Origin of the sequence: Prosthecobacter sp., assembly GCF_029946185.1 — a bacterium.
Lineage (GTDB): Bacteria > Verrucomicrobiota > Verrucomicrobiia > Verrucomicrobiales > Verrucomicrobiaceae > Prosthecobacter.
The window spans coordinates 1-22,973 of sequence record NZ_JAQSEA010000180.1 but is presented as its reverse complement, the minus strand read 5'-3'; the positions used below and the strand labels follow the sequence as shown (position 1 = coordinate 22,973).

Sequence of the window (22,973 nt, the reverse complement as noted above, 5' to 3'; positions counted from 1 at the left end):
GCTGTGATGGCGTTTCAGGTGGAGAAGGGGAGGCAATACAAGAAGCAAGAGCCGGAGGATTCGGCCCGTATATTGCTGTGTGAGAACCATGCCTACCCTGCCGCCGTTTAGCCGCCGTGAGATGCTGCGCAACACCTGCGCAGGCTTTGGCTATCTGGCTTTGCAGGGGGCGCTGGGGCTGGAATCTGCCAAGGCAGCGGTGATTGATCCGCTGGCGCCGAAGCTGCCGCATTTTCCAGCGAAGGCGAAGCGGGTGATTTTTCTGCTGATGAAGGGTGGGCCGTCGCAGGTGGATACGTTTGATCCGAAGCCGATGCTGGATCGGGACCATGGCAAGCCGCCGCCGTTTGCGCTGCCACGGGTGAAATTTGCGGAGACAGGCAATCTGCTGAAGTCGCCTTGGAAGTTCCGGAACTATGGCCAGAGCGGGCTGCCGGTGAGCGATCTCTTTCCGCATGTGGCGAAGCATGTGGATGATCTGTGCGTCATCCGCTCCATGCACGGTACGAATCCGGCGCATGGCGGGGCTTTGCTGAAACTGCACACGGGGAGCGATACGCTGGTGCGCCCGAGTCTTGGCTCGTGGGTCAGCTACGGTCTGGGGACGGAAAATTCGGATCTGCCAGCTTTTGTGACGATCTGCCCGACGCTGGCGCATGGCGGTGTCAGCAACTGGGGTTCAGCCTTTCTGCCTGCGCACTGTCAGGGGACGCCGCTGGGCAATGCCAGCATCCCGGCGGCACAGGCGGTGGTGAGGCACATCCAAAACAAGATGCTCTCGCCGGACATGCAGCGCTCACAGCTTGATCTGGTGTCGCAGATGAATCACGCGCATTTGGATGCGGCCGGGGCCAATGCCGCCCTGGAGGCGCGGATTAATTCTTTTGAACTGGCCTACCGCATGCAATCGACGCTGCCGGATTTGCAGGACATCTCGGGCGAGACGGAGGCCACGCGCAAAATGTATGGGCTGGATGATCCGGTGACGGCGAATTTTGGGCGGCAGTGCCTCATGGCACGACGCTTTGCGGAAAGCGGCGTGCGGTTTGTACAGGTCACGCACAGCGACAGCTTCGTGCAGTGGGACCAGCACGGTGATCTGCTCAAAGGGCACACGAAGAACGCTGCTGAGGTGGATAAACCGATCGCGGGACTGCTGGCAGATCTCAAATCACGCGGACTGCTGGAAGATACGCTGGTGGTCTGGGGCGGTGAGTTTGGCCGTACGCCCGTGGCGCAAGGCACGGATGGGCGCGACCACAACCCGCATGGCTTCACCATGTGGCTGGCCGGTGGAGGCAGCAAACCGGGCACGGCCTATGGCGCGACGGATGACTACGGCTACTACGCGGCGGTGGACAAAGTGCATATTCACGATCTGCATGCCACGATTTTGCACCTGCTGGGGCTGGATCATTTGAAGCTGACCTATCGTTACGCAGGGCGTGATTTCCGGCTGACGGATGTGGCGGGGGAAGTGGTGAAGGGCGTGCTGGCGTAGGACGTAGCCTTGTTGCTGTGCAACAAGCAACCTCTGCCATTCGCCTGCACCTCACGGCAGTCCACATGGACTGCCGTTGCGACGCCTTTCCTTGTTCCACAGGAACAGGGGCAACTTTAAGGCGGCCAATCCAGACCAGTTGCGGCGCAACTGGGCAACTTTACTGAATGAAGAAGAACTGGCGGGTGTTCAGCACGGTCCAGAGGACGTCGCCGCGGTCAGTGTTGTCGGCGTTGTCGGCGATGGGTTTGAGCAGGGCTTGTTCCTCAGGGGTGGCTTTGCGGCTCAGCAGGCTGAGATAGACGCTGTCGATGACGGCTTCAGGGCCGACCTTCCTGGCCCTGTCCATTGCGCGGGCAATGACGGTGTAGCGGTTCATGAGGTTGGTGAAGACCTTGCCATTGAGCAGGGCCAGCGCCTGGCTCACGCTGGCATCATTGTTGGAGTTCTGGACGAGTTCGCGGTCGCTCTGGCCGAAGTCACGCATGAAGTGGCCATTCGGTGCCGGGCTGCGCAGATCGGCGGCGCGCAGCATGTAGGTGTCACGGTAGTTTTCCCAAGCGGCGAGGGCGGCTTTTTCGTTTTTGGCGGTGACTTCAAAGCGGCCGGCATCGGCGGCGAAGCGGGCTTTGGCCTGCGCGGTGAGCTTGGCGCGGCGCTGTTTGGCCAGAATAGCGAGGGCTTCCTCCATGCTGAGGTCTTCGCCGTCTTTCTTGAGCTTGATCGCAGCGGCGACTTCTTTGGCAAAGTCTGCGTCTTGGGTGTAGTCGTCTAGCTTGCCTTCGCGGGCGAGTTCGGCAAAGCGCCTGAAGCCGGCGTCATAGACGACAGCGTCCACGGCTTCGTCGATGCGTTTGCGCTGGCTCTGGATGGCCTTGCGGGCGGCACGGATGGCGGCTTCGTCCTTGGCCTTGGAGGCGGCATCCATGGTTTCCTGGGCGGTGCGGACTTCAGCGGCGAGTTCCTTCTGCTTTTGAGCCACCTGAACGGTGCAGGCTTGGAGTTGCTGGGGAGTGAGGCTGTTCAGCGCGCGGTCGAGCCACTCGATGCGGCGCAGGGCGATCTCAGCATCGACTTTGGTGGAGATGCTCGGAATGTCGGCACCGGGCTTGTAGAGGGTGACCATGCTGTCCCAGATCTGCTCGGAGCTCATGCGGCGGAGGAGGGGGCCGGGGAAGTTGTAAACTTCGCCGAGTTCGACGTCCTTGGTATAGGCTTCACGCTGGTAGGCCTGCGAATTGAGGATGGCGCGCAGCACGGCCTTCATGTCGTAATTGGCGGCCTTCATCGTGTCTTCGAGGAAGGTCATGAGCTGAGGATTGCTGGGCACGGTGCTGTCGGTGATTTCATCGACGGGCTCGATAATCCCCTGGCCCATGAGCTTTTTCCACAGGCGGTTGGCGATGACGGTGGTGAAGCGTGGGTTCTCCTTGCTGGTCATCCAGCCTGCGTAAGCCGTGATGGGCGTGACTCCCTCCTTCACGATGTTGCCGTCCTTGCTGAAAGAGGCGGGAATGGCGGGCTCGACTTTCTGCTTGGGCTTCGCGTCGGTGTACTGATAATCATGGGGTAGAAGCAGGGCTTTTTTACCGGTCTGATCCAGCACGTTGTTGTAGCGGAGAGGACGGAGGATTTCGGTCATGGCACGGCCGACGTCCTTGCGCTCGATGCCTTCAGGGAGGCTGAATTTTGTTACGGAGCCGCCGTAACGGTTGGTTTTTTTCTTGGCGGGCCCGCCGCCATAGATCGCCTGCGCGAGGAGTGGATTGGTGAGGCCGTTGCTGCCGGTCATGCCGTAGGTGTGGGACGCCATCTGGTAGTAGTCCATCTGGGTCCATTTATCGAAAGGGTGGTTGTGGCACTGGGCACAGACCATGCTGGTGCCCAGAAAGATCTGGGTGGTGACCGCCATGTTATCGAGCGGCATGTTGTAATCGCGGATGTAGAAGCCGATGGCACCGTTCTCGTAGCTCTTGCCGTCGGCAGTGACGACTTCACGCACCATTGCGTCGTAGGGCTTGTTGTCGCGCAGGCTGTCCTTGAGCCATTTGGAGTAGCCGTAAAAGGCGGGCAGGCTCTGACCGCCGCCGATCATCTGGGTCTTCATGCGCAGGATATCGGCCCAGTAGTTGTAAAAGTTCTGCACATAGCCGTCGCCAGCGAGGAGCTTGTCGATCAAGTTTGCCCGCTTGTCGGCGTCGCTGCTTTTGAGGAACTCGGTGGTTTCCTGCAGGGTGGGGATGCGGCCTGCGACGTCGAGATACACGCGGCGGACGAAGATTTCGTCGCTGGCGGCTTTGTTGGGCTGGATTTTTTCCTTGGTGAGCTTGGCGTTGACGAGTTCGTCAATTTTGGCGGTGGTGGCCTTCAGATCGGGGGCGGCATGGGCCAGCAGGACCGACGTGGCAAACGATGCGAGCAGGGCGCAGAGGGGGTTCAGCTTCATGGAAATAGACAGTAGGGGATGGCGCGATAACGCCCTGCTGGCAGGGGTCTTTCAACTTCTGTGTTATTCCAGCGTGCATTTAACGGAGATTGGCGGATTTTAACTTTGACAATCCATGGTCCTTTCCGACAGAATGTCCCATTAATTTATGAAATTGCTCCTGCCCCTTGTTCTACTCTCCACTCTCGCTTCCTGCACCTCTACGAGGAACGTGGTCAATAATCCGCGCCCTTCTTCAGTGATGCCTTGCCGCGACGCTGCATATGTGAACAAAGGACTCGGCTACGTCAGCCAAGGCGTAGGCCAGGCAAGCACCAGCGTGGTGGACATCGTTGATGACGGCAGCAATGCCGGCGGCAAAGTCGTTGATCGCCAGGCCAGAGATTACACGAACATCGGCATGGATGCCGCGTTTCGCTCGGACGACATCGCTTTCCGTGAAACCAACCGCTACACGGACTACGTCATGGATACGGTGGATGACACCGCTACCTTTGGTTCCCGCTTCATCCGGCGCTGGCCTGGAGTGGCAACGGGCATCATGCAGCGCGGCATGGTATCGACGAAAAGAGTGTATCAAAGTGCCTTGTATACCTACGGGGAAACGGTCAGCCGCGGTCTTTTTGGAGCTGTTGACATCATCACTCCTCCAGAACCCAAGTCCTACATGGTGGGCAGCCTGAATGATCTGAATGGTGGTTATCTTCTCCCTGGCTCTAGCTGGCATTGCCGCCTCCCAGAGCTGCCGGTGGAGCCAGAGCAGGAAGTGACATACGGCAAAAACCCGGTCACCTTCTCCAAGTAATTTCATCAGATTTTCCCACGGGAGCGACTGCAAGGTCGCTCCCGTTTTTTGTTTTTCAGCCCCATGTCGCTGCGAACGTTGTTTTTTGATGCGGCTGGTACCCTGATGCGGCCAGCAGACAGGGTGGGGCGGACGTATGCACAGCATGCCCTGCTGCATGGCATCGTGGCGGAGCCTGAGGCCATCATGCAGGCCTTCGGCAGAGTGTGGAAGGACACAGAGCCGCCGCTGCATCCAGCGGGCCAGCCTGCCGCAGATGATGATCGCGGCTGGTGGCGCGCCTTGGTGGGCGAGGTGTTTGACCGGGTGCTGGGAGCGCCGTTGGCGGAAAGCACGTTGGAGGCGCTGTTTGGCGAGCTTTACTTGTATTACGCACAGCCACAGGCTTGGAGCGTGTTTGAGGACGTGGTGCCAGCGTTGGAGGATCTCTCGCGTGATCACCGGTTGCTGGTGCTGTCGAATTTCGACCGCCGACTGCATACCATCCTGGCCGGGCATGGTCTGCTGCGCTTTTTTGAGCAGGTCATCATCTCCAGCGAGGTCGGCGCGGCCAAGCCGCACCCCCGTATGTTTCAGGCTGCGCTGGCCGCTGCGGGCTGCCTTCCTGAGGAGGCCCTGCACATTGGCGATGACGTGAAATGCGATCTGACCGGAGCACAAAACTGCGGAATTCATGCCTTTCATGTGAAGCGACCCGAAGCCGGACTCGGCGAGTTGGTGCAAAAAGTCCGCTTTGAGGGATATTCCGGCTTGCGTTGAACGCTCCTGTGAATACATACCGACCCCCGTTTCGGAAATGCGCAGGTAGCTCAGCGGTAGAGCAGTTGGCTTTTAACCAATTGGTCGAGGGTTCGAACCCCTCCCTGCGCACCACTCTGATACAGAGTGGTTTATGTTGGAAATGGCAAAGATGACCCCTAAAAGGGAACATTATGGAAACAGAATCCCCTCTCTTCCTGCGTTGTCCGCCAATTTCCACGCCTGCCGCCGTGAGGCTTGCCATTGATCGGGTAAGGAAGTATTCTCCTATGTTATGTCCACACTGACACTGGATCACGCATCGCCTTTTGAACGCCTGCTTTCGGCTGGCGAGGTTGTGACTGTCTTCAAAGGTGGCAAGAAGTTGGGAGTGTTTCTCCCTACATCACTCAAGCCACAGAGTGTGCCTTTGCCTGATTTTCGCGCTCGTTTGCGCCAGACGTGGGGAAGCCGTGTTTTCAGCGATGCAGAGGTGAAGGCCATGCGCGAGGCGGAGCTTGAACACTGCCTTGGCTGATGCACTGCGCGGACACGTCCTTTCTCTGCGCGTTGTATCGGCATCAAAGCCATTCCGAGCGTGCCATTGCCACGCTGGAGGCCATCGGCGGGCCGATAGTGATCTCCTCCCTGCTGGCCTATGAGTTTCGCCAAGCCGTGCGCTTTCAGGTGTTCCTGCGCTCAAAGGATGCGCACAAGGGCTATCTGGAGACGGAAGCCATGTCGATGCTGGCGCAGTTTGAGAACGATCTGGAAAGCGGAATGCTGATCGAAGCGGGAGTGATCTTGTCTGACGTGGCTGCGGAGGTGGAGCGCCTCAGCGAGCGGCACACCATGCGGCGGGGTGCTCGTGCCTTTGACCTGCTGCACATCGCCACGGCCCTGCAATGGCAGGCCAGGGTGTTCCTGAGCTTTGACGGCTTGCAGCGTGAGGTGGCCGCCGCAGAGGGGCTGCGCGTGCTCCCTGATGCCAACTTGACACCGTGAGTTCATCATCGAAAGCCAAAGCGAAGGCCACCACGCCTGAGATGGAAAGCTTGGAGGGTGGCTAAAGGGTGATGGCCGGTGAAACTTTAGGGTTGGTCGAGTCGTTAAGCGCTGCACATGAAATACGCTATTGCTGCTACGCAGGTCTTGTTGTTCACCGCGCCAGTTTGGGCTGGTGATTGGAATCAATGGCGTGGGCCGGACCGCAACGGGGTTTCGCAGGACACGAGCCCGATTGCGGATGCTTTTCCAAGCGAGGGGCTGAAAAAAGTCTGGGAGAGCGATTTCATCCCCAGCAACGAGTATGGCGGTCATGGCAGCCCGGTCGTCAGCGGGGAGAAGGTGTTTATCAGCGTGGTGTGGCATGAGCGCGTGGTCTCCGAAACCCGAGAGATTGACACCGAGGTCATGCAGTCGTTGAACCATCGCGGAACCTCGCCGGAACTGGCGAAGAAGCTGGAGGAAACCCGCCTCAATCTGCCCAAGCTGCGTGGCGAGAAGTTCGATGAATGGGTCACGCAATGGCGCAAGGACAACCTGAGCGAGAAAGAGGAGATCAACATCGGCTCCTGGGTGGCCAGCCGGTTTAAAGCAGGCAAAAATGCCATCGCTCTGGAGTGGCTCGACAAGATGAGCCGCCGTCAGGGCAAGCCGTTTGCGAGTGCGGCGGCGTACAGCAAGTGGCTGGATGACGAAGGTTTCCCGCCGGACGTGAAGGAGAAAATGATCGCTCTGGTGCCGAATACGGTGAAGGTCGCGCAGGATGTGATCCTCTGCCTTGATCTCGCCACAGGGAAGCAGCTTTGGAAATACGCGCAGCCTGGCAAGCCGAGCGGCCGCCAGTCCTCCAGCACGTGTGCGGTGGTGGATGGCAAAGTGTATGCGGCGTGCAGTTCGGAACTGCTCTGCGTGAATGAGGCCGATGGCAAACTAGTCTGGTCCACGCCGCTTTCCGCCAAGGGGCCTGCGGCATCGCCGCTTGTCATGGGGGATCGCGTGTACATGGCCACCGGCGTGGCCTGCGCTTTTTCGAAAGCGGATGGCAAGCTGCTGTGGGAGCAGAAGGAAGCGAAAGGATTGATCGCAAGTCCTACGTGGTGGGCACCGAGCAGCGGCAAGCCATTGCTCGTGATCAATGGCAACAACGCGCTCTATGGGCTCGATCCTGAAAATGGCAGCGTGAAATGGAAGGTCGAAGGTGGCAGCCAGAGCACGCCGGTGTCCAGCGGCGACTGGTTGGTGCTTTACAGCGGTACCGAAGGTGTGGGTCTGCGTGCCTACAAAATGCAGGCGGATGGAACCCCGAAAACCGCGTGGTCCCACTTTTGGGTGACCCGCCGCTACGCTGGCAGCCCGATCATTTACGAAGGCAGCGTGTATCTTTGCTGCGGCGAGAAGCATCAGTGCATCGATCTTGAAAGCGGTGCGGTGAAGTGGGTGGTGAACGAAGTGAATAGTACCATCACATCGCCGCTGATCGCTGACGGCAAGCTGCTGGTCTATGAAAACAACGGCACGCACGTGCGCATGGTGAAGGCGGACAATGCCTCCTACGAACAGCTTGGCCGTGCGAAGACGGACGCGATGGGCTGCTCCTCCCCGGCCATCGCCAATGGCAGGCTGATCGTGAGGCAGAAAGACAAGCTCGTGTGCTTTGATTTGCGGCCGGCTAATTGAAGGACTTATGGTCTGACGTGGCCGTGATCTTCAAAGCGGAGCGGGTGAGGTGCCTTTGGGGCTGAAGGTGATGATGAAGTGTTCGGGAAAGACTTCGAAGCCATACTCCAGGCCTGCTTCAATGATCAGCACCTTAAGGGCTCGGAAGGTTTCGAATGAATCAGGATAGACGCAAATGCTGACGTAAACGCCCCCGCGTTTGTAACTGGCGAGGAGCCTGCGCACTGTCTCTATGTTCGATATGGGGATGCCCTCGGATTTTTTGGGAATGGCTTCGAAGTCTTCGCCGCTCTTCTGGACACGTGTGATGCCGGGGTACTCTTCTCCTGCCGAGTCGATCAGCGGATACAAAGCGCCGTACTTCAAGAGGATGTTCGTGGCCGACTTGGTGATGGCCCGCTCTTTGGGGAAGCGCACATGCTCGACGTGCTTTTCATCTTCGGCGGTGAGCTTGCTGCGGAGGCTTTGGATTTGGGCGGCAAGGTCATGAGCCTTTTTTTCCGCCGCTTCCTTTCTGGCTTTGGCATCAGCGTGGCGCTGATCCAGAGCCTTGATCTCGGAGTTGAGTTCAGAGAGGTCTCCCGCAGGGGCTTTTGAGGAGCCTGAGTCGGCATTCATCTGGGCAGCCTGCTCTTTGCGCAGTCTGTCCTGAGTGGCCTGGAGTTCGTTGCGCTCTTGGACAAGGGTCTGCAGCTTGTCCTGACCGCTGTCTTTCATCTTCGTGCTTAACTTTTTGAGTCCTGCCAGTTCACTCTTTGCAGCTTCGATTCGTTCGGCCAGCAGTCTGCCCTTAGCGCCGGACAATTCGGTCGGATCGCCAGGGATGGCGGTCTGCTGGTTGCTCAGGAGCGCCAGCAGGCATGAGATGAGGATGATGCTGCCAAACACATTGCAAAGGGTGTCGAGCAGCAGGTCGAGGCTTTGGTCTGAATTGGGGCGCAGTTTTCTCATGACCTGTTACTCGGTTGGGCCCGTGGTCTCCAGTTGAATGTCTTCGGGGATGAGATCGTAGCCAATTTCGTAACCCGCTCCTCGAGTCCGTCGTGTGACATCGTTGAAGTGCAGGGCACCCGAGGGCTTGAAGTACAGCACGATGTAATTCTTTACCGGTGGAAATTGGGTCAAGGTCTGCATCAGGTCGGCCAGCGAGGACGCAGACTGCGATTTTGAGCCATCAAAAAGCTGGATGCGAAAGCCGCTCTTATCGACCACTACGAGCACGGGATCTTTGTTGGTGGTGCTCTTCTCCGGAATCAGGCGCAGCACATTTTGCTGGTCAAAAGTCTGCTGCAGACGGCTCTGAACTTTTTTGATCTCGCTTTCCAGTGCCGCCAGCTTGGACTCTGCCGCAGCGGCCTCCTTGGTGCTGTCTGGGAGGAGTTTTTTGAGCGCTTCGATGGCGGCCAGCAGCTTCTGTTTTTCAATGCGGATCTCCCTTTCGAGAGGGGTCTCGTCAGCGAGAATTTTGGTGGGATCAGGATTGGTGGAGGGATCGAGCCGCGCAATGGAACGCTTCAACTCGTCGATCATGCGCGTGAGGGTTTCCTCCGTTTCGTTCGGGCTCAGCACGGCCATGGCGGCCTGCTGCTTGAGCTTCACGATTTCCGCGAGGGTGTCCTTCAGAGTCACCGCAAGCGCCGCATGGGGATCTGCATCGCTGCTGACACCGATGACCTCGTCGAGATTGAGCGCGAGAAAAATGGTGATGATGATGAGAAAGCCGGTGGTGCCTGTGATCACGTCCTGAAACGCGAAGAAGCTCACGGTGCTGCCGCTGGATTTTTTGAACCGGCCTCTCATGCAGGTGGTGATCAGGTTTCCTGCAAACGGAGTTTTCCAGCGACCTGCCTGCTGCAGACGTCATTGCAGTTGTCCAAGAATTGAGATTCAAGGGACTGCATGAAGCTGACGATGAGCTGGAGGATGAAGGCGCAGACCAGGGCCACGAGAGTGGTTTCGAAAGCGGTGGAGAGTCCGGCAGTGACCGTCTTCAAAGAGGCGCGAATGGCCGTGAGGTCACCACCTGCCTGCAGGGTGTCCGTGAAGGCGCCGATGGCCTGGCTCAGGCCCAGAACGGTGCCGATGAAGCCGAGCACGGGGATGCCCCACATGAACCCCTGAATGATCCCGTAGCTGGAGACGATCTGGGCTTCGTCGTTTTCCGCCTGCACTTTCAGGATGGCGGCCACGTCTGAGGTGTGGCCGATGTTGTGGAGATTGGCGAGGGCGAGGTCGATGCGGTTGAAGAGGACAAAGTTGTGCGGGTTGTCCACCAGCGTGCACATGCGGTCACGTACTTCCTTGGCGGTGGCGGAGGTGAGCACAAATTCAGGCTCCTGCGGCATGATGGACAGGCCGAAGACTTTCTGCTGGAAGACGAGCTTGCGCCATTTGAGCAGCAGCATGGAGAGCGCCCAGAAGAACAGGAACATGGTGGGATAGGGGCAGGGGCCGCGCTCAAGAAACATGGCGGCCAGCCACTGCGTCTGCGGCCACTTCTGCTGCATCAGAATGATCAGGGTGTAAAAAACGGCTGTCAGCAGCAGGGCGATGATGAATGACAAAACATTGCCCGGACTGGTGAAGCGCCCGCCACGAAAGCCGAGCCTGCGCTCTATGTCTGAGCGCGACCAGTCGAGTGTCTTCTGCGGATCCTGGAAAGGATTGCCCGATGGAATAGCCACTGAACTTGAGGGTGGGACCTGTGGCATGCTCATGGATTTGGGGTTGTTTTAGGGCTGGGACAGGGATGTAAATACGATCACTTGTCCATGGTGAAGGAAATCGGCTGGATGCCGAAATTGCGCTCGTCTTCTATAGAAACAAGCCTGAACCGGACGTCAGACTGGCTTTGCAGTGTGCGGGCGTTTGCCTGGATGGTTGAAATTCCGGTGTCCACAGCTTCGCCAAATGTTTTGTAGGAGTCGTCATACTCCTTAAACTTTTCCTGTTTCGGCAGATAGCCCAAATTTTTGACATCTGTGATCTCGTTTTTTCCGAGCATGGTGGTCTCTAGGCCGATGGGCAGGGCGGCACTGTCCGGAGTCAGGTCGAAAGCGAGGAAGCAGTGCCCGGGGATGATCACGAGATAGGATTTGATCCCAATTTTCTGCAGCACGGATGCCATGAGCACCGTGCCGTCCACGCAGTTGGCCTGATGGTCGCTGATCGACTGGTCCAAGAAACGGACGCTCTGACTGAACACTCTGTCGCCTGGCGTTGTGGCAGCTACGTTGCTGTATTTGATGCCGCGGCGCTGAAGTGCGTTCCATATGGAAAAAACCTGAAGAAAGACCTCTTTGGGATTCTCGGAGAGATAACCGTCAAACTTGTCCACAATGTGGCACTCGAGCGCTTCTTTGAGTATTTCCTGAACTTGCGGGTGGTTCTCGTTGACGTATGCAGCAAACAGGAAAGAAAGGCTGGTCAGGTTCTTGCCTGATTTGTCCTTCGAGACATAGAGAGGGCAGTCATTGATGGATCTCAGCGTGAAGACTTCGGTGGCCTCCGGAAGCGGCGTGCCGTCCACAGATGCCGAGAAGATGACGTTGATCGGGCGCTGCTGGAGCACTTTTCTCAGTGCTTGGTAGTCCCAGATTACCTTGGGTCTGATCAAAGCACGACCCTGCTGGCCCACTGTGGCGACGGTCCCCTGCCATTTGGCCGTCTTCATCAGGCCGTCTGAAGTGATCTCGACACTGACCTGTGCTCCCTTGTTCAGCTCTGAAAGTTCAACGCCCAGCCAGCTGTTCTCGTCGCCATAGATGGGTATTTCGCGTTTGCGAATTTGTGCATCCTCATCGGTTTTCTTATCTTCTGCGGACTGCTCGTCACCGTTCCAGTCAACTCCTGCGGTGGATAGGAGCGCGCTTGGGAAAATTTCTTTTCCTGTGAAGGAGAATGGCTTGAATTTCGGTGGGCCTAGTTTGGTCTCTGATTTGGTCTCGGTGGTGTGCGGGCTGCCCGAACGTGTGGGAGCGGTGGCGGACATGTAAACAAAGACAACGCCCAGCAGCAGGCAGACGGTGGAAGAGAGGATGATGGCCGGCCAAAACCAGACGGGCTTTGGCGTTTTGCCACCCGCTGGCGAAGCTGTGAAGAGTGAGGCCGGAGGCAGCACAGCCTTGCCGTGAGGCGTCGGGGGAGGTGGTGAGGAGTGCTGCTCTGACCGTGGAAAAGGTGCCGTGTCTGGCTGCGGCAGCGTGTGCATTCTGGCAGGGGGTGGCGCGAGCATGGGGCGCTGCTGTTCCAAGAAGTCCCGCAGCACGAGCCATTTGCCGTTCACATGGATTTTATACAGGGTGTGCAAATCACCTGTGACGAGTGCGGCCTCGATGTCGGAATACGAGATTGGGGACTTCCTGGCACCGCGCCACTCAAGTGAATAGGTCGTTTCATTCATATCAGGGATGGGTTAGGAACAGGGCTTCTCCAGGAAGGGGTTTGAGATCAACTCCGGTGGTGGACAGCGCTTCATGATACTTCTGCAGCAGAGCTGCCCGGTCCGTGGCCACGACGAATACGGGGCTCAGTGGAAGGGAAGCGGTGGCCATGATTGTATTCGGTGCGTCTGCGGCCGCTTTCCCGGCAGCAGGGTTGGCGACGAGGAGCGGCTTGCCGTTCTCTCTGCCGATGACCCACAACTCGCGAGAGGTGCGTCCCTGCGGGTTGAGGACCAGTGAGAGGTCGGTCTCCACATAGCCGGCAAATTTCAGTCCGGCGGCGGTGGCTGCGCGCAGGTAGTTCCGGTGGGCGAGCGCCTCCCGCTGGTAGGCACGTGCTTTCAGGGGCTTGAAAAAGGCCGTGAGCGGTGCCAGCCATCTCTCCCGCATGGCCGGCACGAGCCAGTCCTCGCTGCGCAGATTCGTGTTGTCGAGTGTCTGGTGCAGGATCCGCAGATCCTGCTGCAACGACGGGCAGTAGTGCAAGCCCCACTCGCGCGGCCGCAGGCGCATCATACCTTCCAATTTAAGCAGTACATAGGCTTTGGCAATGGGGCTGCCACGGGTGTCCTGCACGAGATTGTCACAGACATCGAAGAGCGACTTGAACACCCGCTCGCCTTTTTCGTCTGTGATGCGCCCGATATCGAGCAGGTTCATGAATTCACTGGTCTGGCTCAGGCGGGTGGTGCTCAAGGCAGCACCCTGATAGAAGCCGACCTCCCCGGCGCGGGTGAGGCTTTGCTGAATAAACATCACCGACGTTTGTGTTGGATCGGGCTGGTAGAATTTGCCACTCCAGCGGGATGAACTGCCTATCGTGGTCGCTTCAGGCTTGCCCAGGGACCAGATGGTGGAGGTGCCCTTGTTTTTGGAATAATGGACCACGGTACTTTCGAAAATGTTGTTCAGATTTTCATCGTGAATGAGTGAGAGGATTACTTTCCGTTCTGCTTCGAGGAGTGTGTCGGGAGCCATGTAGCGCCCGGATTTGTCATTGAGAATGGCCTGGAGTTCGTCCTGGTCTCCACCTGTGAAGAGTGCTGCCTGAAAGGCCTTTTCGGTGGGCAGTGTGTCCAGCATTTTCAAAGAAGGAGCGGCTTCGGCAAACTTGACCGACTGCCATTTGGAAATTGCTTTGACGTAGTCGTCCAGCGTGTTTGCACCAGCTGTCGCTGTTCTAATGGCGGCGAATGATTTCAGGTCTTCCTGATAGGTGGTCAGCCGCTGGCGCAGGGTTTTGATGCGGGCCTCCAAATCTGCCGGGAGGGCCAGCGCTGGAACTTCCGGTTTGAGGAGTGCTTCGAGCGGTTTCAACTCCTTGTCGATCGCCGTGCAACTGGTGGTGACATTGGCGGCCAGTTTCTCATGTGAAAGCTCTGCTGTGCCGCGCTTTTCAAGCTTGCCCAGAGTGGTGGCGGTGCTGGCGGCGAACTTCTTCAGAACCGTCGCGAGGTGAAGATCCTTTTTGGTCTTCAATGTCATGAGGCGGTTCTTTGGCTCAGCCGCCACATCGCCGCCCAGCTGCTTCACGAGAGCGTCGGCATCGTCGAACTGCCTGACCAATTGGGTGGGGGACAAAGCGGTGCGTTCACCCTGGAATGTATTTTCAAGGGCCAGCAAGGCATCCGCTGCCTGCTTGCCGGTGACGCGGGTTTTAGCTGCCCAGGAGCTGACCTCTTCGATCCTGGCCTGCAAGTAGGGCCAGCGCAGCAGCAGTTCCTCCTCGCTGCGCAGTTTTTTGATCAGACCTTCGGCGGCGCTGTAGTTTTCTTTGGCCTGATACGAGGCGAGTTCCTGCGTCAGGGACCAGGCCTTCCAGGCATGCAGGCCGATGGTGGAAATGCAGCCGAGCAGCAGCAGTGCGGCAGCGGCCAGCGCGGTGTTGCGCACGCGTTTGGTGCGTTGCATGCGCTCCAGTTTGGCCCGCAGTTCCTGTCCTGCCGCACGAAGGCGCTGCAAACATTCCGCGGCCACCGGCAGTTGATAGCCTTCCAGCTCCTTCCAGCGTTTGACGAAAATTTCGTCCCTTTCGGCAATTTCTTCATAGGTGACGCCTGCGCCGGTGAGGAGGCGGGTTTCCACTTCTTCGACAAAGACGAGAAAGCTCTTGAGCGTGCGGTCAAAGCTGCGCTGCTTTTCATCCCCGGCCTTTTCTTTTTGGAAGAAGCGCGACAGATCCTCCACCGCAGCCTTCATGGCAGGGTCGGCGGGCGAAAAGCCGTGCTCCTTGAACAAGACGTTCAGAGAATCAAGCATCTGCCCCACCTGCCGCCATTTGCCCTCCGCCTTCAGCATCTGCATGGTGTGGAGCATGTCTGGCACACGGGCCTCAGCCTGCCTGCGGCGGAGCGCCTGGCGGATGTTTTCGCCCTGCTGGAAAACATCCAGGCGTTCGAGCTTGGACGCGGGTGCAACGGCCTTGATGCTCTCAGTCAGCGTGGCGATGCGCTCCTCGTCATCCGTCTTCAGCACCTCACGCAACAGGTCGATTTTTTCCTGCAGCCCCTTGTTCTCCAGTCGCTGGAGTTCTTTCTTGGCGTTGTCATCCTGCGGATTCAGCTTGAGGATGGTTTTGACGATGCGGAGCGACTTCACGTCATCGCGTGAGAGTACCGCCGCACGAAAGTCTTTGTAGAGCGGATGATTGGCGGAGATGCCCCGGCCATAAAGTGTCTCCAAATCCTGAATGATGCGGGTGTCAATGCGCGGTGCCACTTTCAGCCCGTGTGTGTCGCAATAGATCTGCCAGTTCTTTTCCTCGCCGAAACTCACTGATGCGGCGAGATCAAGCAGCGGCGGGTCTTCTTCGGCTACTTGCAGGGCCTGGTAGTCACTGCCTTTTTGAAGCATTGCTGCAACAAGATCCAGCCGCCGCTCCACATCCGAGCAGAGCTGCGCGTAGATGGCGGCGGCGTCTTGTGCGGCTGATGGCGGAACCTCCTCTTTGAGGGCGGCACGGATGACCTCGATGGCTTGAGGGAGGGGTTTCACGGATTGGTAGGCTTGAATGGGGAATGACCAGATGGCAGAACCACTTTTAGCTGACAAAGCTCGGGTTTGTTCGGTTGGTCCAGCAGCAGGATGTAATTCCCTGGCAGGAGATCAAAGGGCGGAGGAGTCTCCCCTTCGAGGTTTTGCAACTTTGTCTTCAATTCTTGTTGTTTGAGTTCCTTGTCAGCTTTGCCCTTCTCGTAGAACTCTTTTCTTTTGGCCTTTTGAGTAGGGGACACCTTGCTGCGCTCATTTGCCGCCAGGTCGTCAACGTCCTTGGAAATTCCAGCTTCGAGTTCTTTGATTTCTTTCTCGATTCCGATCCGATTCTGCACGGAGCCACCCGGGACTCTTGGGGGTATGACTTGGAATGCAGAATCTCCTGTAGATTTTAGCGTGTAAAACTTCTTCTGGTTCGCGGGACCGTCATGCCTCAGGATATAGATTAGTTCCTGCTGCCCCGCGATGTGCAACCGGCTGAGGAAACCTGTGGGCAGGTTTAGCGTTACGGTGGCGGCATTGACCACAGTGGTTTCAATGGCCTGTGTCAGGATGGGTCTGGATGAGGCTCTGCTGATCGGGATTAGTCTCAGATCAAAGAGGACTTTTGTTCCCTCCTTGCTGCGCGCCACGATCCTGACGCCATCGGGCGACTGGCGCAGTTCTTCAGGGATGGCGGCGAGGTTGCCGTTCTTGGAAAAGACGATCATGTCAGTCAGCTTTGTAAACAAGGAGGGACCGAACTTGAGATCCTCACTGCTATCCGAGCTGACGCTCATCCACTTCTTCAATTCGCCCTCCTTGGGCGCGGTCGTTCCATCCGGGCGCGGATGCGCATTCCAGGCGGTGCCGATGTACAACAGCATGTCGGGAGAGACTTGTAGCCCCGTGATTTTGTCTGTCGGGTCTTCGTTGGATTGGAGCAGGCAAAGATGAATGCTGTTCGTAGCGGAGGCTGCATCCGCATCCTCGATCACGTTCACCGGCTTTGGTGCCTCTTGAGCGTGCGGGGTGTCATCCTTTGCCGCCATCTTGGGTTCGCTTTTCTTGTCATTTCGCTGCTTCAGCCCTGCAGCCTTGGCGCGCAGCCATTCGGGCAGTGCGTCATTTGCGGCGGCTGCTAGTGCCGTGGCACGGGATTTGGCGCCAGCCTCATCCAGTTCAGCCCATAGTTTTAGCCATTGCAGCGCTTCGAGATCAGTGCTGGTCTGCGGGGCTCCTGGGAGTTTGAACACGTCCACCCAGTTCGTGTGGGTACCGCGTACAGGCTCCGTTTGCTTCAGCACTTCCCTGGCTGCGGCCTTCAGAGATTGAACCACTTCATCGCGTGGAGATGGAATGTCTTTGAGAGACAGATAATCGCCCATCTGCTTCCATTTGGCGGTGCGCGAGTCCTGCCATTTGCGATACGCCTCAAGAATGTCCAACGCCGTCAGTGTGGCCTGGCCGGATTGCAGCTTTGCCCAGGGGCGCAGATGCAGCTCCGCCCATTCATCCAGCAGTTTCTTGAGATCTTTGAGGTCATCCTGGGTATGCGCAGGCAAGAGGATTTCGACGGGCACGCCCGGGTGGTGAAGCACCTGCTGCATGCTGCGGAAAAAATCTTCGTGTGACTTTAGCAGAGCCGTGCCTTCCTCCATGTCCGACTGCTCTTCCAGCAGCTTGCGCGTGTCGTTGAGAGCGAGTTGGTGGCTTTTCCAGGTTTTGGCGATCTTTTGTTCATAGTCCGTGCGCACCTGAACCTGCAGGTTGTTCTGCCGCAGCAATGCCCCGACCACGACAACGATCATCACTGCGGCAATGATGAGAGAGATGCCGACGAAGCTCTTGTTTGATTTTGCTGCTTTGCGGCGTGACGCAGGCGACCAGTTGCCCATGGGGCTGACGGGAGCAGATGCCGCGCCTGACGAAGGCTTGGGTTCAAGGACCTTTGGTTGTGTGGAGTATGCATGCTCCGGTGCTGTCGCACTCAAGGTTCCAACGGCAGGCGGAGCAACCTGAGGTGGAGGCGGTGTCGGCAGGGTGTCAGGGCGGGTGAGATCAAGAACAAGGCGGTTGGAGGTTTCCACCGGTCCGCGCATGGGGGAGGCGGATGAAAGCGCCACCCAATGGAAGTCCGCCACATCGTCATTCGGCTCCAGGCAGGTGGTGAATCGGGTCTGCCAGGCCTGTGCCGGATCCTCCAGCAAGGATTCGCGAAAAAGCTCCAGACTGCTGATGCCAGGAGGTGTGATGATATAGCAGCCCTTGTGTGCTTCACGGGACATTAACATGCCAGCGGAGGCGGGATTGCCGGTGACAGCGGACCAGGCGTGGGAGGCCGAAGCGGGGAAGCATGACAGATCCACCTCCTCGGCAGGATCAAGATAACGCGGGACTTCACTCCATGAACTGCGCCACGCCATGGAGAGCAGAACATCCGCTGGTGTCAGTCCTGCGGCGGAGAGGGCACGAGTTTCGCGTGGCTCGGCGATGAGGTGATGGGCGATGTGATTGGTGCGGCCGGTGTAGTCGGACCCTGCGTCCTGCAGACAACTCAGGATATGAAAGGTGCCTGAGCCCACGCTTAGGATGCGATGAGCATAAACGACGCGTCGTGGGTCATGACCCGGCAGGCGGGCAAACTGGCTGAAGCGCTCCACGGAGGATGAGAGCATGCCGCTGACGGCACGGTGTCTGGCCACGGTGCCGAATCCGGTGCGGCCTGCTTCGAGCAGGCGCGGGGCGCTGGTGTAGATGAGCTGCCAAGCCATGAGATCAGTTCGCGGAGGTGGAGGGGATCATTTCAGGGGTGGCCTGCGCGAGCACCCAGAGAGTGGGTGCCTCCACATGCCGGGGATTGAGCTGTTTCGGATCAGGGCCGATGCGGGGCGTGCCGTCGCGGTCGAGAAACTCGACGGGAGAACAGCCCAGGGGGCTGACGGCAAAGTAACAAACGTTTGAGGAGATGGCTTCAGCATTGGCCACGATGGAAGGGCAGGTGCGGACCATGAGATTGCGCACGCGGGTGGAGTTTGTCTTGATGTGGTCGAGTCTGACCGTTCCATCTTGAATGGCTGGCAGCAGTGGCTCATCACCCAGCAGGTAGGCCCAGGTGTCGTACTTGCCCACCATCACCGCGAGCGGTGTGGAGACACGCTGGCGGGAGTCCAGCCCGAGCAGACTTTTGATGCGGACTTCCGTTTCAGCGAGGATGACATCCTGCTGATCAATACGGTGGGTCTTGATCTGCGGATCGGTGACGCTCCTCATCATGGCGCGGAACTCGGTGTTGTGCAGAGGATCAAAGAGGAAGAAAATGCCGGAAGCCACCGCGATGTGCTGGGCCCCCGGTGAGTCTGCGCTGTTGCGGGTGGGTTCGAAATGCTCGCCCGCATTGTCGTAAAAGACCATGGAGAAGCCGTTCTCCGGTGTGGCAGGATGGGACAGTTTGAAGATGAAAGGCTTCGGCAAGCGTACCTTGCGCCCCTGGCGGGGCAGGGTCTCATAGAGAGCCCCTTCAAGGTCGGTTTTCGCCAGGAAGGCATCCTCCGGTGACGAGGAGGAAAACAACTGCGTCTTCATCTGCGTGAGGATGACGTTCTCCGAGGGATCGGCATCCCGGAACGTGATGCCGAAATTCTGAAACAAGGTGCTCTGCAGGATTTTGATCAGTACGCTGAGGTAGTATGATTTGCCTGACGAAGGTGCGCCGACGATGGAAAAGATGTGATGGGGCAGGTCGAGGAATCCCGGTGGCAGCTTGCGACGGCAGTGCGGGCAGGCCAGGTCGGAGGTGGAGAGGCCCATGGCATCCAGCGCCTGACCACGGTCATTGAAACGCGTGGCGTGGAAGCGCTGCATGGCTTCATCGCCGAGCATGGGATCACCACGGAGGCTGTTGTGGACGGCGATGTTCATCGCATCGCCCCGGTCAAATTTGAACCAGCAGATCGGGCAGGTGAATTCGCCGTATTCGCTGTTCACTTCCGAGGCCTCCGCCGCAGGTTGATGGGCAGGCCTGGCGGGTTCATCTGGAATGGAGCTGTAGCGGTCAAACCAGGCGGCTTTCTCGGCTGGCGGTGTCATGGGGGGAGGGATTTTGAGAATCTCACTGGAGTCGTGGACATAAAATCCCATTTGTTCCATTCCGTTCGGAATTAAAAGCAACTGCTTGCGGGCCTTGACGGAAAACTGACCGAGCCAGGTTTTCAAAAACTCCGGTCCGAACGGGCCGTTCCAGTCATGCTGTTCACAGTTGTAAACAAACCAGGAGTTGTCATTCCCCAAGGCCATCCAGGCGGCCGATTGGGAGCTGTATTTAAAGGCCAGCAAATGCCCAGCTCCTACCACGGTATGCTCTTCTCCAAGAATGGATCTGAAAAATGTCGTTTCAGCACCGTTTACGAGAACAGGGCAGCTGAAATGAAAGTCCATGGTGTCGCCGTTTTTCGTCACTTTGCAAAGCACCTGGGGGCATTGAGGGGAATTCACCTTCAAGTCTGACTGGGGCCCTGCACCGATAACAAACGTTGCACCGTCAAATCGGGAACGTTCTCCTGTGATGCAGTTCAAAATGCAAAGTGAGTTGTGATTGCCGTTCATTCTTGCCTGCTGCGTTATGGGTGGGTAATATTTAAAAAAAGAACCGTGGAATGTTGATCATAAATTGGATTTTTACTTAGAAAAGCACGAGTTTTCATGGTTGATCAAATCGTTGTAGATTCAATCAACACGCGCTTATGGGGCTGCGGAAGGCTTGAGATGCCGGTCAAAGAAGGCCAGCATGAGTTGCTCAGTTTTTTCAGGGGGCACGCCTTTCAGACCGTGTCCCGCGCCTTCGAAGCCGACGAGTTCGGCTTCCACGGTGGCGGCCTTGAGCTTGTCCACGAGCCAGGAGGCCTGCTCATAGGCGACGTATTCATCGGCGGTGCCATGCAGGCAGAGGGTGGGGGCGGCGTTTGGCGTCACCCAGTACAAGGGACTGCCAATGATGTGCTCCCTGCGCTTGGTGCTGAGGTCGCCGCCGAAGAAAAGCGGCAGCACGTCTTTGGCGTCCACGCTCTTGTCGTAGCTCTTGGTGAAGTCGCTGGGGCCAAAGAAATTGACCACACAGTTCACGGCGCTGTTTTGATCCAGATTTCCTTCACCTTCGAACTGAGGAACTCCGGCGGTGACGCCGAGGAACTGCGCCAGGTGGCCGCCGGCCGAGCCGCCCATGGCGCCGATGCGTGCGGGGTCCACGTGATACTGGGTGGCGTTCGCGCGCAGCCAGCGCACGGCGGCTTTGCAGTCATGCACGGCGGCGGGAAACTGATAGGCCGGTGCCAGCCGGTAGGTGACAGCGATGGCCACATAGCCATGCTGGGCGAGTGTGAGGAGCAGTTTGTCATAGCCCTCGCGCTTGCCTGCACGGAAGCCGCCACCATGAATGCAGACTACGGCGGGGAAGGGGCCTGTGCCGTCTTTGGGCTGAGCCAGATTGACCTGCAGATGCTGGTTGTCGGGATTGGCGAATTCGATGTCGCGGGTGAAGGTGACGTTGGCGGGAACGATGAGTTCCGCCGCGTGGATGGATGAGACGAGCAGCAGGGAGGTGATGAGATGGCGCATAGGGGGGAGAAGTGGCTGTAACGACTCTGGTCGCATGGATGTTGCCGGGCCTCTCCGGGTGATTTCTAGAAACCTTTTTTTCGGGAGCGTGTTGCATGTGTTCAACTTGTTACCGATTCCCATGAAGACTCTGACCCTATCTTTAATGCTGCTTGCCCCGGTGGCACTGAGTGCCGCTGAAGCCGCCGAGACGGCACATGCGGACATGACGCCGGATCAACTGCAGTTCTTTGAGAAGAACATCCGGCCGGTGTTGGTGGAGTCTTGCTACAAGTGTCACTCCGCCGAATCGTCCAAGGTCAAAGGCGGACTTACGCTGGATACCAAGCAGGCGACGCTGCTGGGTGGTGAGTCGGGGCATCCGGGGGTGACACCCGGCAACATCGCGCAGAGCAGCCTGTATGAGGCGATGACCTGGAAGAACGAGGACATGCAGATGCCGCCGAAGCAGAAACTGCCGGACGATGTGATCGCGAACTTCAAGAAGTGGATCGAGATGGGAGCGCCTGACCCGCGTGAAAACAAGGTGGTGAATGCGGGCGGTGGCAAGCGGGTGATCGACATGGATGAGGGCCGCAAGCACTGGGCGTTTCAAAAGCCGGTGAAGCATGCGCCTCCTGCGGTGAAAACGGAAGGCTGGGCGAAGACGGAAATCGACTCGTTTGTGCTGGCAGGCATCGAAGCCAACGGGCTGCACCCCATGCGTGACGCGGACCGGCCTACGCTGATCCGCCGCATTGCGTTTGATCTGACTGGACTGCCGCCGACTCCAGATGAGGTGAGGGCCTTTGTCGCGGACCCATCGCCGGAGGCGGTGAAGCGTGTGATCGACATGTATCTGGACTCCGAACGCTATGGCGAACGCTGGGCGCGGCACTGGCTGGATGTGGCGCGGTATGGCGAAAGCAGCGGCAAGGAGGTGAACGTGCTCTACCCACATGCATGGCGCTACCGCGACTACGTCATTGAGTCATTTAAGAAGGACAAGCCGTATGACCAGTTTCTCAAGGAGCAGATTGCTGGAGATCTATTGAAGTTTGATGACAAGCGCGACCAGGCGAACAAGATCGTGGCGACGGGGTTTCTGGCGATTGGTTCCAAAGGACACAACAACCGCGATCGCCGCCAGTTCTCGATGGATGTGGTGGATGAGCAGATCGATGCGGTGTCACAGTCGATGCTGGGACTGACGCTGGCCTGCGCGCGCTGCCATGATCACAAGTTTGATCCGGTGACGCAGCGTGACTACTATGCGCTGGCGGGCATCTTCCTGAGCAGCGAGACGTTGTTTGGCACGTATGAGCAGCTGCAGAACAACAATTCGGCAGGCTTGATCGAGCTGGATCGCGACGCGGGGCAGACGGTCTCCCTGGCGAAGATTTCGACGGCTGAAGTGGCTGAACTCAAGGGTAACTATGAGCGGGCGAAAACTGCCGCCGCCGAAGCGCAGAAGGAAATCTTTGCCATGCGGCAGCAGGATCGCGAGAAGGCGGGTGCTGCGAACTTCCTGCGCATACGCGGTGCGCGCGATCGTGCGGAGGAGGTGAAGGCAGACGTGGATTTGTTCTATGAAGATGGCACACCGCGCACTCTGGCGATGGGAATGCTGGACCGCGCCAGCCCCTACAACAGTCCGATCCTCATCCGTGGCGACATCAAGCAGCCGGGTGAGGTGGTGCCACGTGGACTGGTGGAGGTGCTGTGCGCCAAGGGCGAGCCATTGAATATCAGCCCGCAAAGCGGCAGTGGCAGGCTGGACCTGGCCTATTGGAT

17 protein-coding genes and 1 tRNA gene are annotated in these 22,973 nt (G+C 58.1%); 9 read left to right on the top strand and 9 right to left on the bottom strand.

Translation table 11 applies throughout. From position 1 onward, the window contains the following. Positions 1 to 88: 88 nt before the first annotated feature. Positions 89 to 1,501: a DUF1501 domain-containing protein gene (locus PSV43_RS15720; RefSeq protein ID WP_300199263.1), complete on the top strand. Its 1,413-nt coding sequence runs from the start codon at positions 89 to 91 to the stop codon at positions 1,499 to 1,501. Positions 1,502 to 1,661: 160 nt separating this feature from the next. Here the strand turns inward: PSV43_RS15720 and PSV43_RS15715 are convergent, their stop codons facing one another. After that, the gene (locus PSV43_RS15715) at positions 1,662 to 3,947 is read right to left on the bottom strand and encodes a DUF1549 domain-containing protein (RefSeq protein ID WP_300199260.1); all 2,286 of its coding nucleotides are present in this window, start codon (positions 3,945 to 3,947) and stop codon (positions 1,662 to 1,664) included. 265 nt (positions 3,948 to 4,212) lie between these two features. Here PSV43_RS15715 and PSV43_RS15710 point away from each other — a divergent pair, with 265 nt between their 5' ends. The 6 genes from PSV43_RS15710 (at position 4,213) to PSV43_RS15685 (ending at position 8,172) form a co-directional block, all read left to right on the top strand. Beyond that, positions 4,213 to 4,752 carry a hypothetical protein gene (locus PSV43_RS15710; RefSeq protein ID WP_300199257.1) on the top strand — a complete coding sequence of 180 codons (540 nt, stop codon included), beginning with the start codon at positions 4,213 to 4,215 and terminating at the stop codon, positions 4,750 to 4,752. Between the two features lie 63 nt (positions 4,753 to 4,815). Continuing rightward, the gene (locus PSV43_RS15705) at positions 4,816 to 5,511 is read left to right on the top strand and encodes an HAD-IA family hydrolase (protein WP_300199255.1); all 696 of its coding nucleotides are present in this window, start codon (positions 4,816 to 4,818) and stop codon (positions 5,509 to 5,511) included. Positions 5,512 to 5,550: 39 nt separating this feature from the next. Further along, positions 5,551 to 5,625: transfer RNA gene (locus PSV43_RS15700), tRNA-Lys, on the top strand. A gap of 160 nt (positions 5,626 to 5,785) precedes the next feature. Next, positions 5,786 to 6,028, top strand: a complete 243-nt coding sequence (locus tag PSV43_RS15695; protein WP_300199252.1) for a hypothetical protein — start codon at positions 5,786 to 5,788, stop codon at positions 6,026 to 6,028. After that, the gene (locus PSV43_RS15690) at positions 6,028 to 6,495 is read left to right on the top strand and encodes a type II toxin-antitoxin system VapC family toxin (RefSeq protein WP_300199248.1); all 468 of its coding nucleotides are present in this window, start codon (positions 6,028 to 6,030) and stop codon (positions 6,493 to 6,495) included. The genes PSV43_RS15695 and PSV43_RS15690 overlap by 1 nt, the downstream gene beginning before the upstream one ends. A 117-nt stretch (positions 6,496 to 6,612) precedes the next feature. Beyond that, positions 6,613 to 8,172: a PQQ-binding-like beta-propeller repeat protein gene (locus PSV43_RS15685; RefSeq protein ID WP_300199245.1), complete on the top strand. Its 1,560-nt coding sequence runs from the start codon at positions 6,613 to 6,615 to the stop codon at positions 8,170 to 8,172. Positions 8,173 to 8,202: 30 nt separating this feature from the next. Here the strand turns inward: PSV43_RS15685 and PSV43_RS15680 are convergent, their stop codons facing one another. From PSV43_RS15680 to PSV43_RS15650, 7 genes are all read right to left on the bottom strand, one after another. Beyond that, positions 8,203 to 9,123, bottom strand: coding sequence for a hypothetical protein (locus PSV43_RS15680; RefSeq protein ID WP_300199243.1), 921 nt, complete (start codon positions 9,121 to 9,123; stop codon positions 8,203 to 8,205). A gap of 6 nt (positions 9,124 to 9,129) precedes the next feature. Beyond that, on the bottom strand, positions 9,130 to 9,972 hold the full coding sequence (locus tag PSV43_RS15675; RefSeq protein ID WP_300199239.1) for a hypothetical protein: 843 nt from the start codon (positions 9,970 to 9,972) through the stop codon (positions 9,130 to 9,132). An 11-nt stretch (positions 9,973 to 9,983) separates the two neighbouring features. After that, the gene (locus PSV43_RS15670; protein WP_300199236.1) at positions 9,984 to 10,889 is read right to left on the bottom strand and encodes a MotA/TolQ/ExbB proton channel family protein; all 906 of its coding nucleotides are present in this window, start codon (positions 10,887 to 10,889) and stop codon (positions 9,984 to 9,986) included. A gap of 44 nt (positions 10,890 to 10,933) precedes the next feature. Then, entirely contained in the window at positions 10,934 to 12,163 is a 1,230-nt protein-coding gene (locus PSV43_RS15665; protein WP_300199232.1) for a hypothetical protein, read from the bottom strand. A gap of 412 nt (positions 12,164 to 12,575) precedes the next feature. Continuing rightward, entirely contained in the window at positions 12,576 to 15,608 is a 3,033-nt protein-coding gene (locus tag PSV43_RS15660) for a hypothetical protein (RefSeq protein ID WP_300199230.1), read from the bottom strand. Continuing rightward, positions 15,605 to 18,361: a hypothetical protein gene (locus PSV43_RS15655; protein WP_300199227.1), complete on the bottom strand. Its 2,757-nt coding sequence runs from the start codon at positions 18,359 to 18,361 to the stop codon at positions 15,605 to 15,607. The genes PSV43_RS15660 and PSV43_RS15655 overlap by 4 nt, the downstream gene beginning before the upstream one ends. A gap of 4 nt (positions 18,362 to 18,365) precedes the next feature. Beyond that, positions 18,366 to 19,676, bottom strand: a complete 1,311-nt coding sequence (locus PSV43_RS15650) for a hypothetical protein (protein WP_300199225.1) — start codon at positions 19,674 to 19,676, stop codon at positions 18,366 to 18,368. Between the two features lie 156 nt (positions 19,677 to 19,832). On the opposite strand from PSV43_RS15650, the gene PSV43_RS15645 reads away from it, so the two are divergent. After that, positions 19,833 to 20,093 (top strand): hypothetical protein, encoded by a 261-nt coding sequence (locus tag PSV43_RS15645; RefSeq protein WP_300199222.1) that lies wholly within the window; start codon positions 19,833 to 19,835, stop codon positions 20,091 to 20,093. A 234-nt stretch (positions 20,094 to 20,327) separates the two neighbouring features. On the opposite strand, the gene PSV43_RS15640 is transcribed toward PSV43_RS15645, so the two are convergent. Beyond that, positions 20,328 to 21,200 (bottom strand): alpha/beta hydrolase, encoded by an 873-nt coding sequence (locus tag PSV43_RS15640; protein ID WP_300199219.1) that lies wholly within the window; start codon positions 21,198 to 21,200, stop codon positions 20,328 to 20,330. 121 nt (positions 21,201 to 21,321) lie between these two features. Here PSV43_RS15640 and PSV43_RS15635 point away from each other — a divergent pair. Then, on the top strand, positions 21,322 to 22,973 hold a 1,652-nt coding region (locus tag PSV43_RS15635), incomplete at its 3' end, for a DUF1549 domain-containing protein (protein ID WP_300199215.1).

What these genes read in the sequence shown, in the direction of transcription:
- PSV43_RS15720 (WP_300199263.1), top strand. Translation starts at nt 89, where the DNA reads ATGCCTACCCTGCCGCCGTTTAGCCGCCGTGAGATGCTGCGCAACACC.
- PSV43_RS15715 (WP_300199260.1), bottom strand. Translation starts at nt 3,947, where the DNA reads ATGAAGCTGAACCCCCTCTGCGCCCTGCTCGCATCGTTTGCCACGTCG.
- PSV43_RS15705 (WP_300199255.1), top strand. Translation starts at nt 4,816, where the DNA reads ATGTCGCTGCGAACGTTGTTTTTTGATGCGGCTGGTACCCTGATGCGG.
- PSV43_RS15695 (WP_300199252.1), top strand. Translation starts at nt 5,786, where the DNA reads ATGTCCACACTGACACTGGATCACGCATCGCCTTTTGAACGCCTGCTT.
- PSV43_RS15690 (WP_300199248.1), top strand. Translation starts at nt 6,028, where the DNA reads ATGCACTGCGCGGACACGTCCTTTCTCTGCGCGTTGTATCGGCATCAA.
- PSV43_RS15685 (WP_300199245.1), top strand. Translation starts at nt 6,613, where the DNA reads ATGAAATACGCTATTGCTGCTACGCAGGTCTTGTTGTTCACCGCGCCA.
- PSV43_RS15680 (WP_300199243.1), bottom strand. Translation starts at nt 9,123, where the DNA reads ATGAGAAAACTGCGCCCCAATTCAGACCAAAGCCTCGACCTGCTGCTC.
- PSV43_RS15675 (WP_300199239.1), bottom strand. Translation starts at nt 9,972, where the DNA reads ATGAGAGGCCGGTTCAAAAAATCCAGCGGCAGCACCGTGAGCTTCTTC.
- PSV43_RS15670 (WP_300199236.1), bottom strand. Translation starts at nt 10,889, where the DNA reads ATGAGCATGCCACAGGTCCCACCCTCAAGTTCAGTGGCTATTCCATCG.
- PSV43_RS15665 (WP_300199232.1), bottom strand. Translation starts at nt 12,163, where the DNA reads ATGTCCGCCACCGCTCCCACACGTTCGGGCAGCCCGCACACCACCGAG.
- PSV43_RS15655 (WP_300199227.1), bottom strand. Translation starts at nt 18,361, where the DNA reads ATGGCTTGGCAGCTCATCTACACCAGCGCCCCGCGCCTGCTCGAAGCA.
- PSV43_RS15650 (WP_300199225.1), bottom strand. Translation starts at nt 19,676, where the DNA reads ATGACACCGCCAGCCGAGAAAGCCGCCTGGTTTGACCGCTACAGCTCC.
- PSV43_RS15645 (WP_300199222.1), top strand. Translation starts at nt 19,833, where the DNA reads ATGCTGTTCACAGTTGTAAACAAACCAGGAGTTGTCATTCCCCAAGGC.
- PSV43_RS15640 (WP_300199219.1), bottom strand. Translation starts at nt 21,200, where the DNA reads ATGCGCCATCTCATCACCTCCCTGCTGCTCGTCTCATCCATCCACGCG.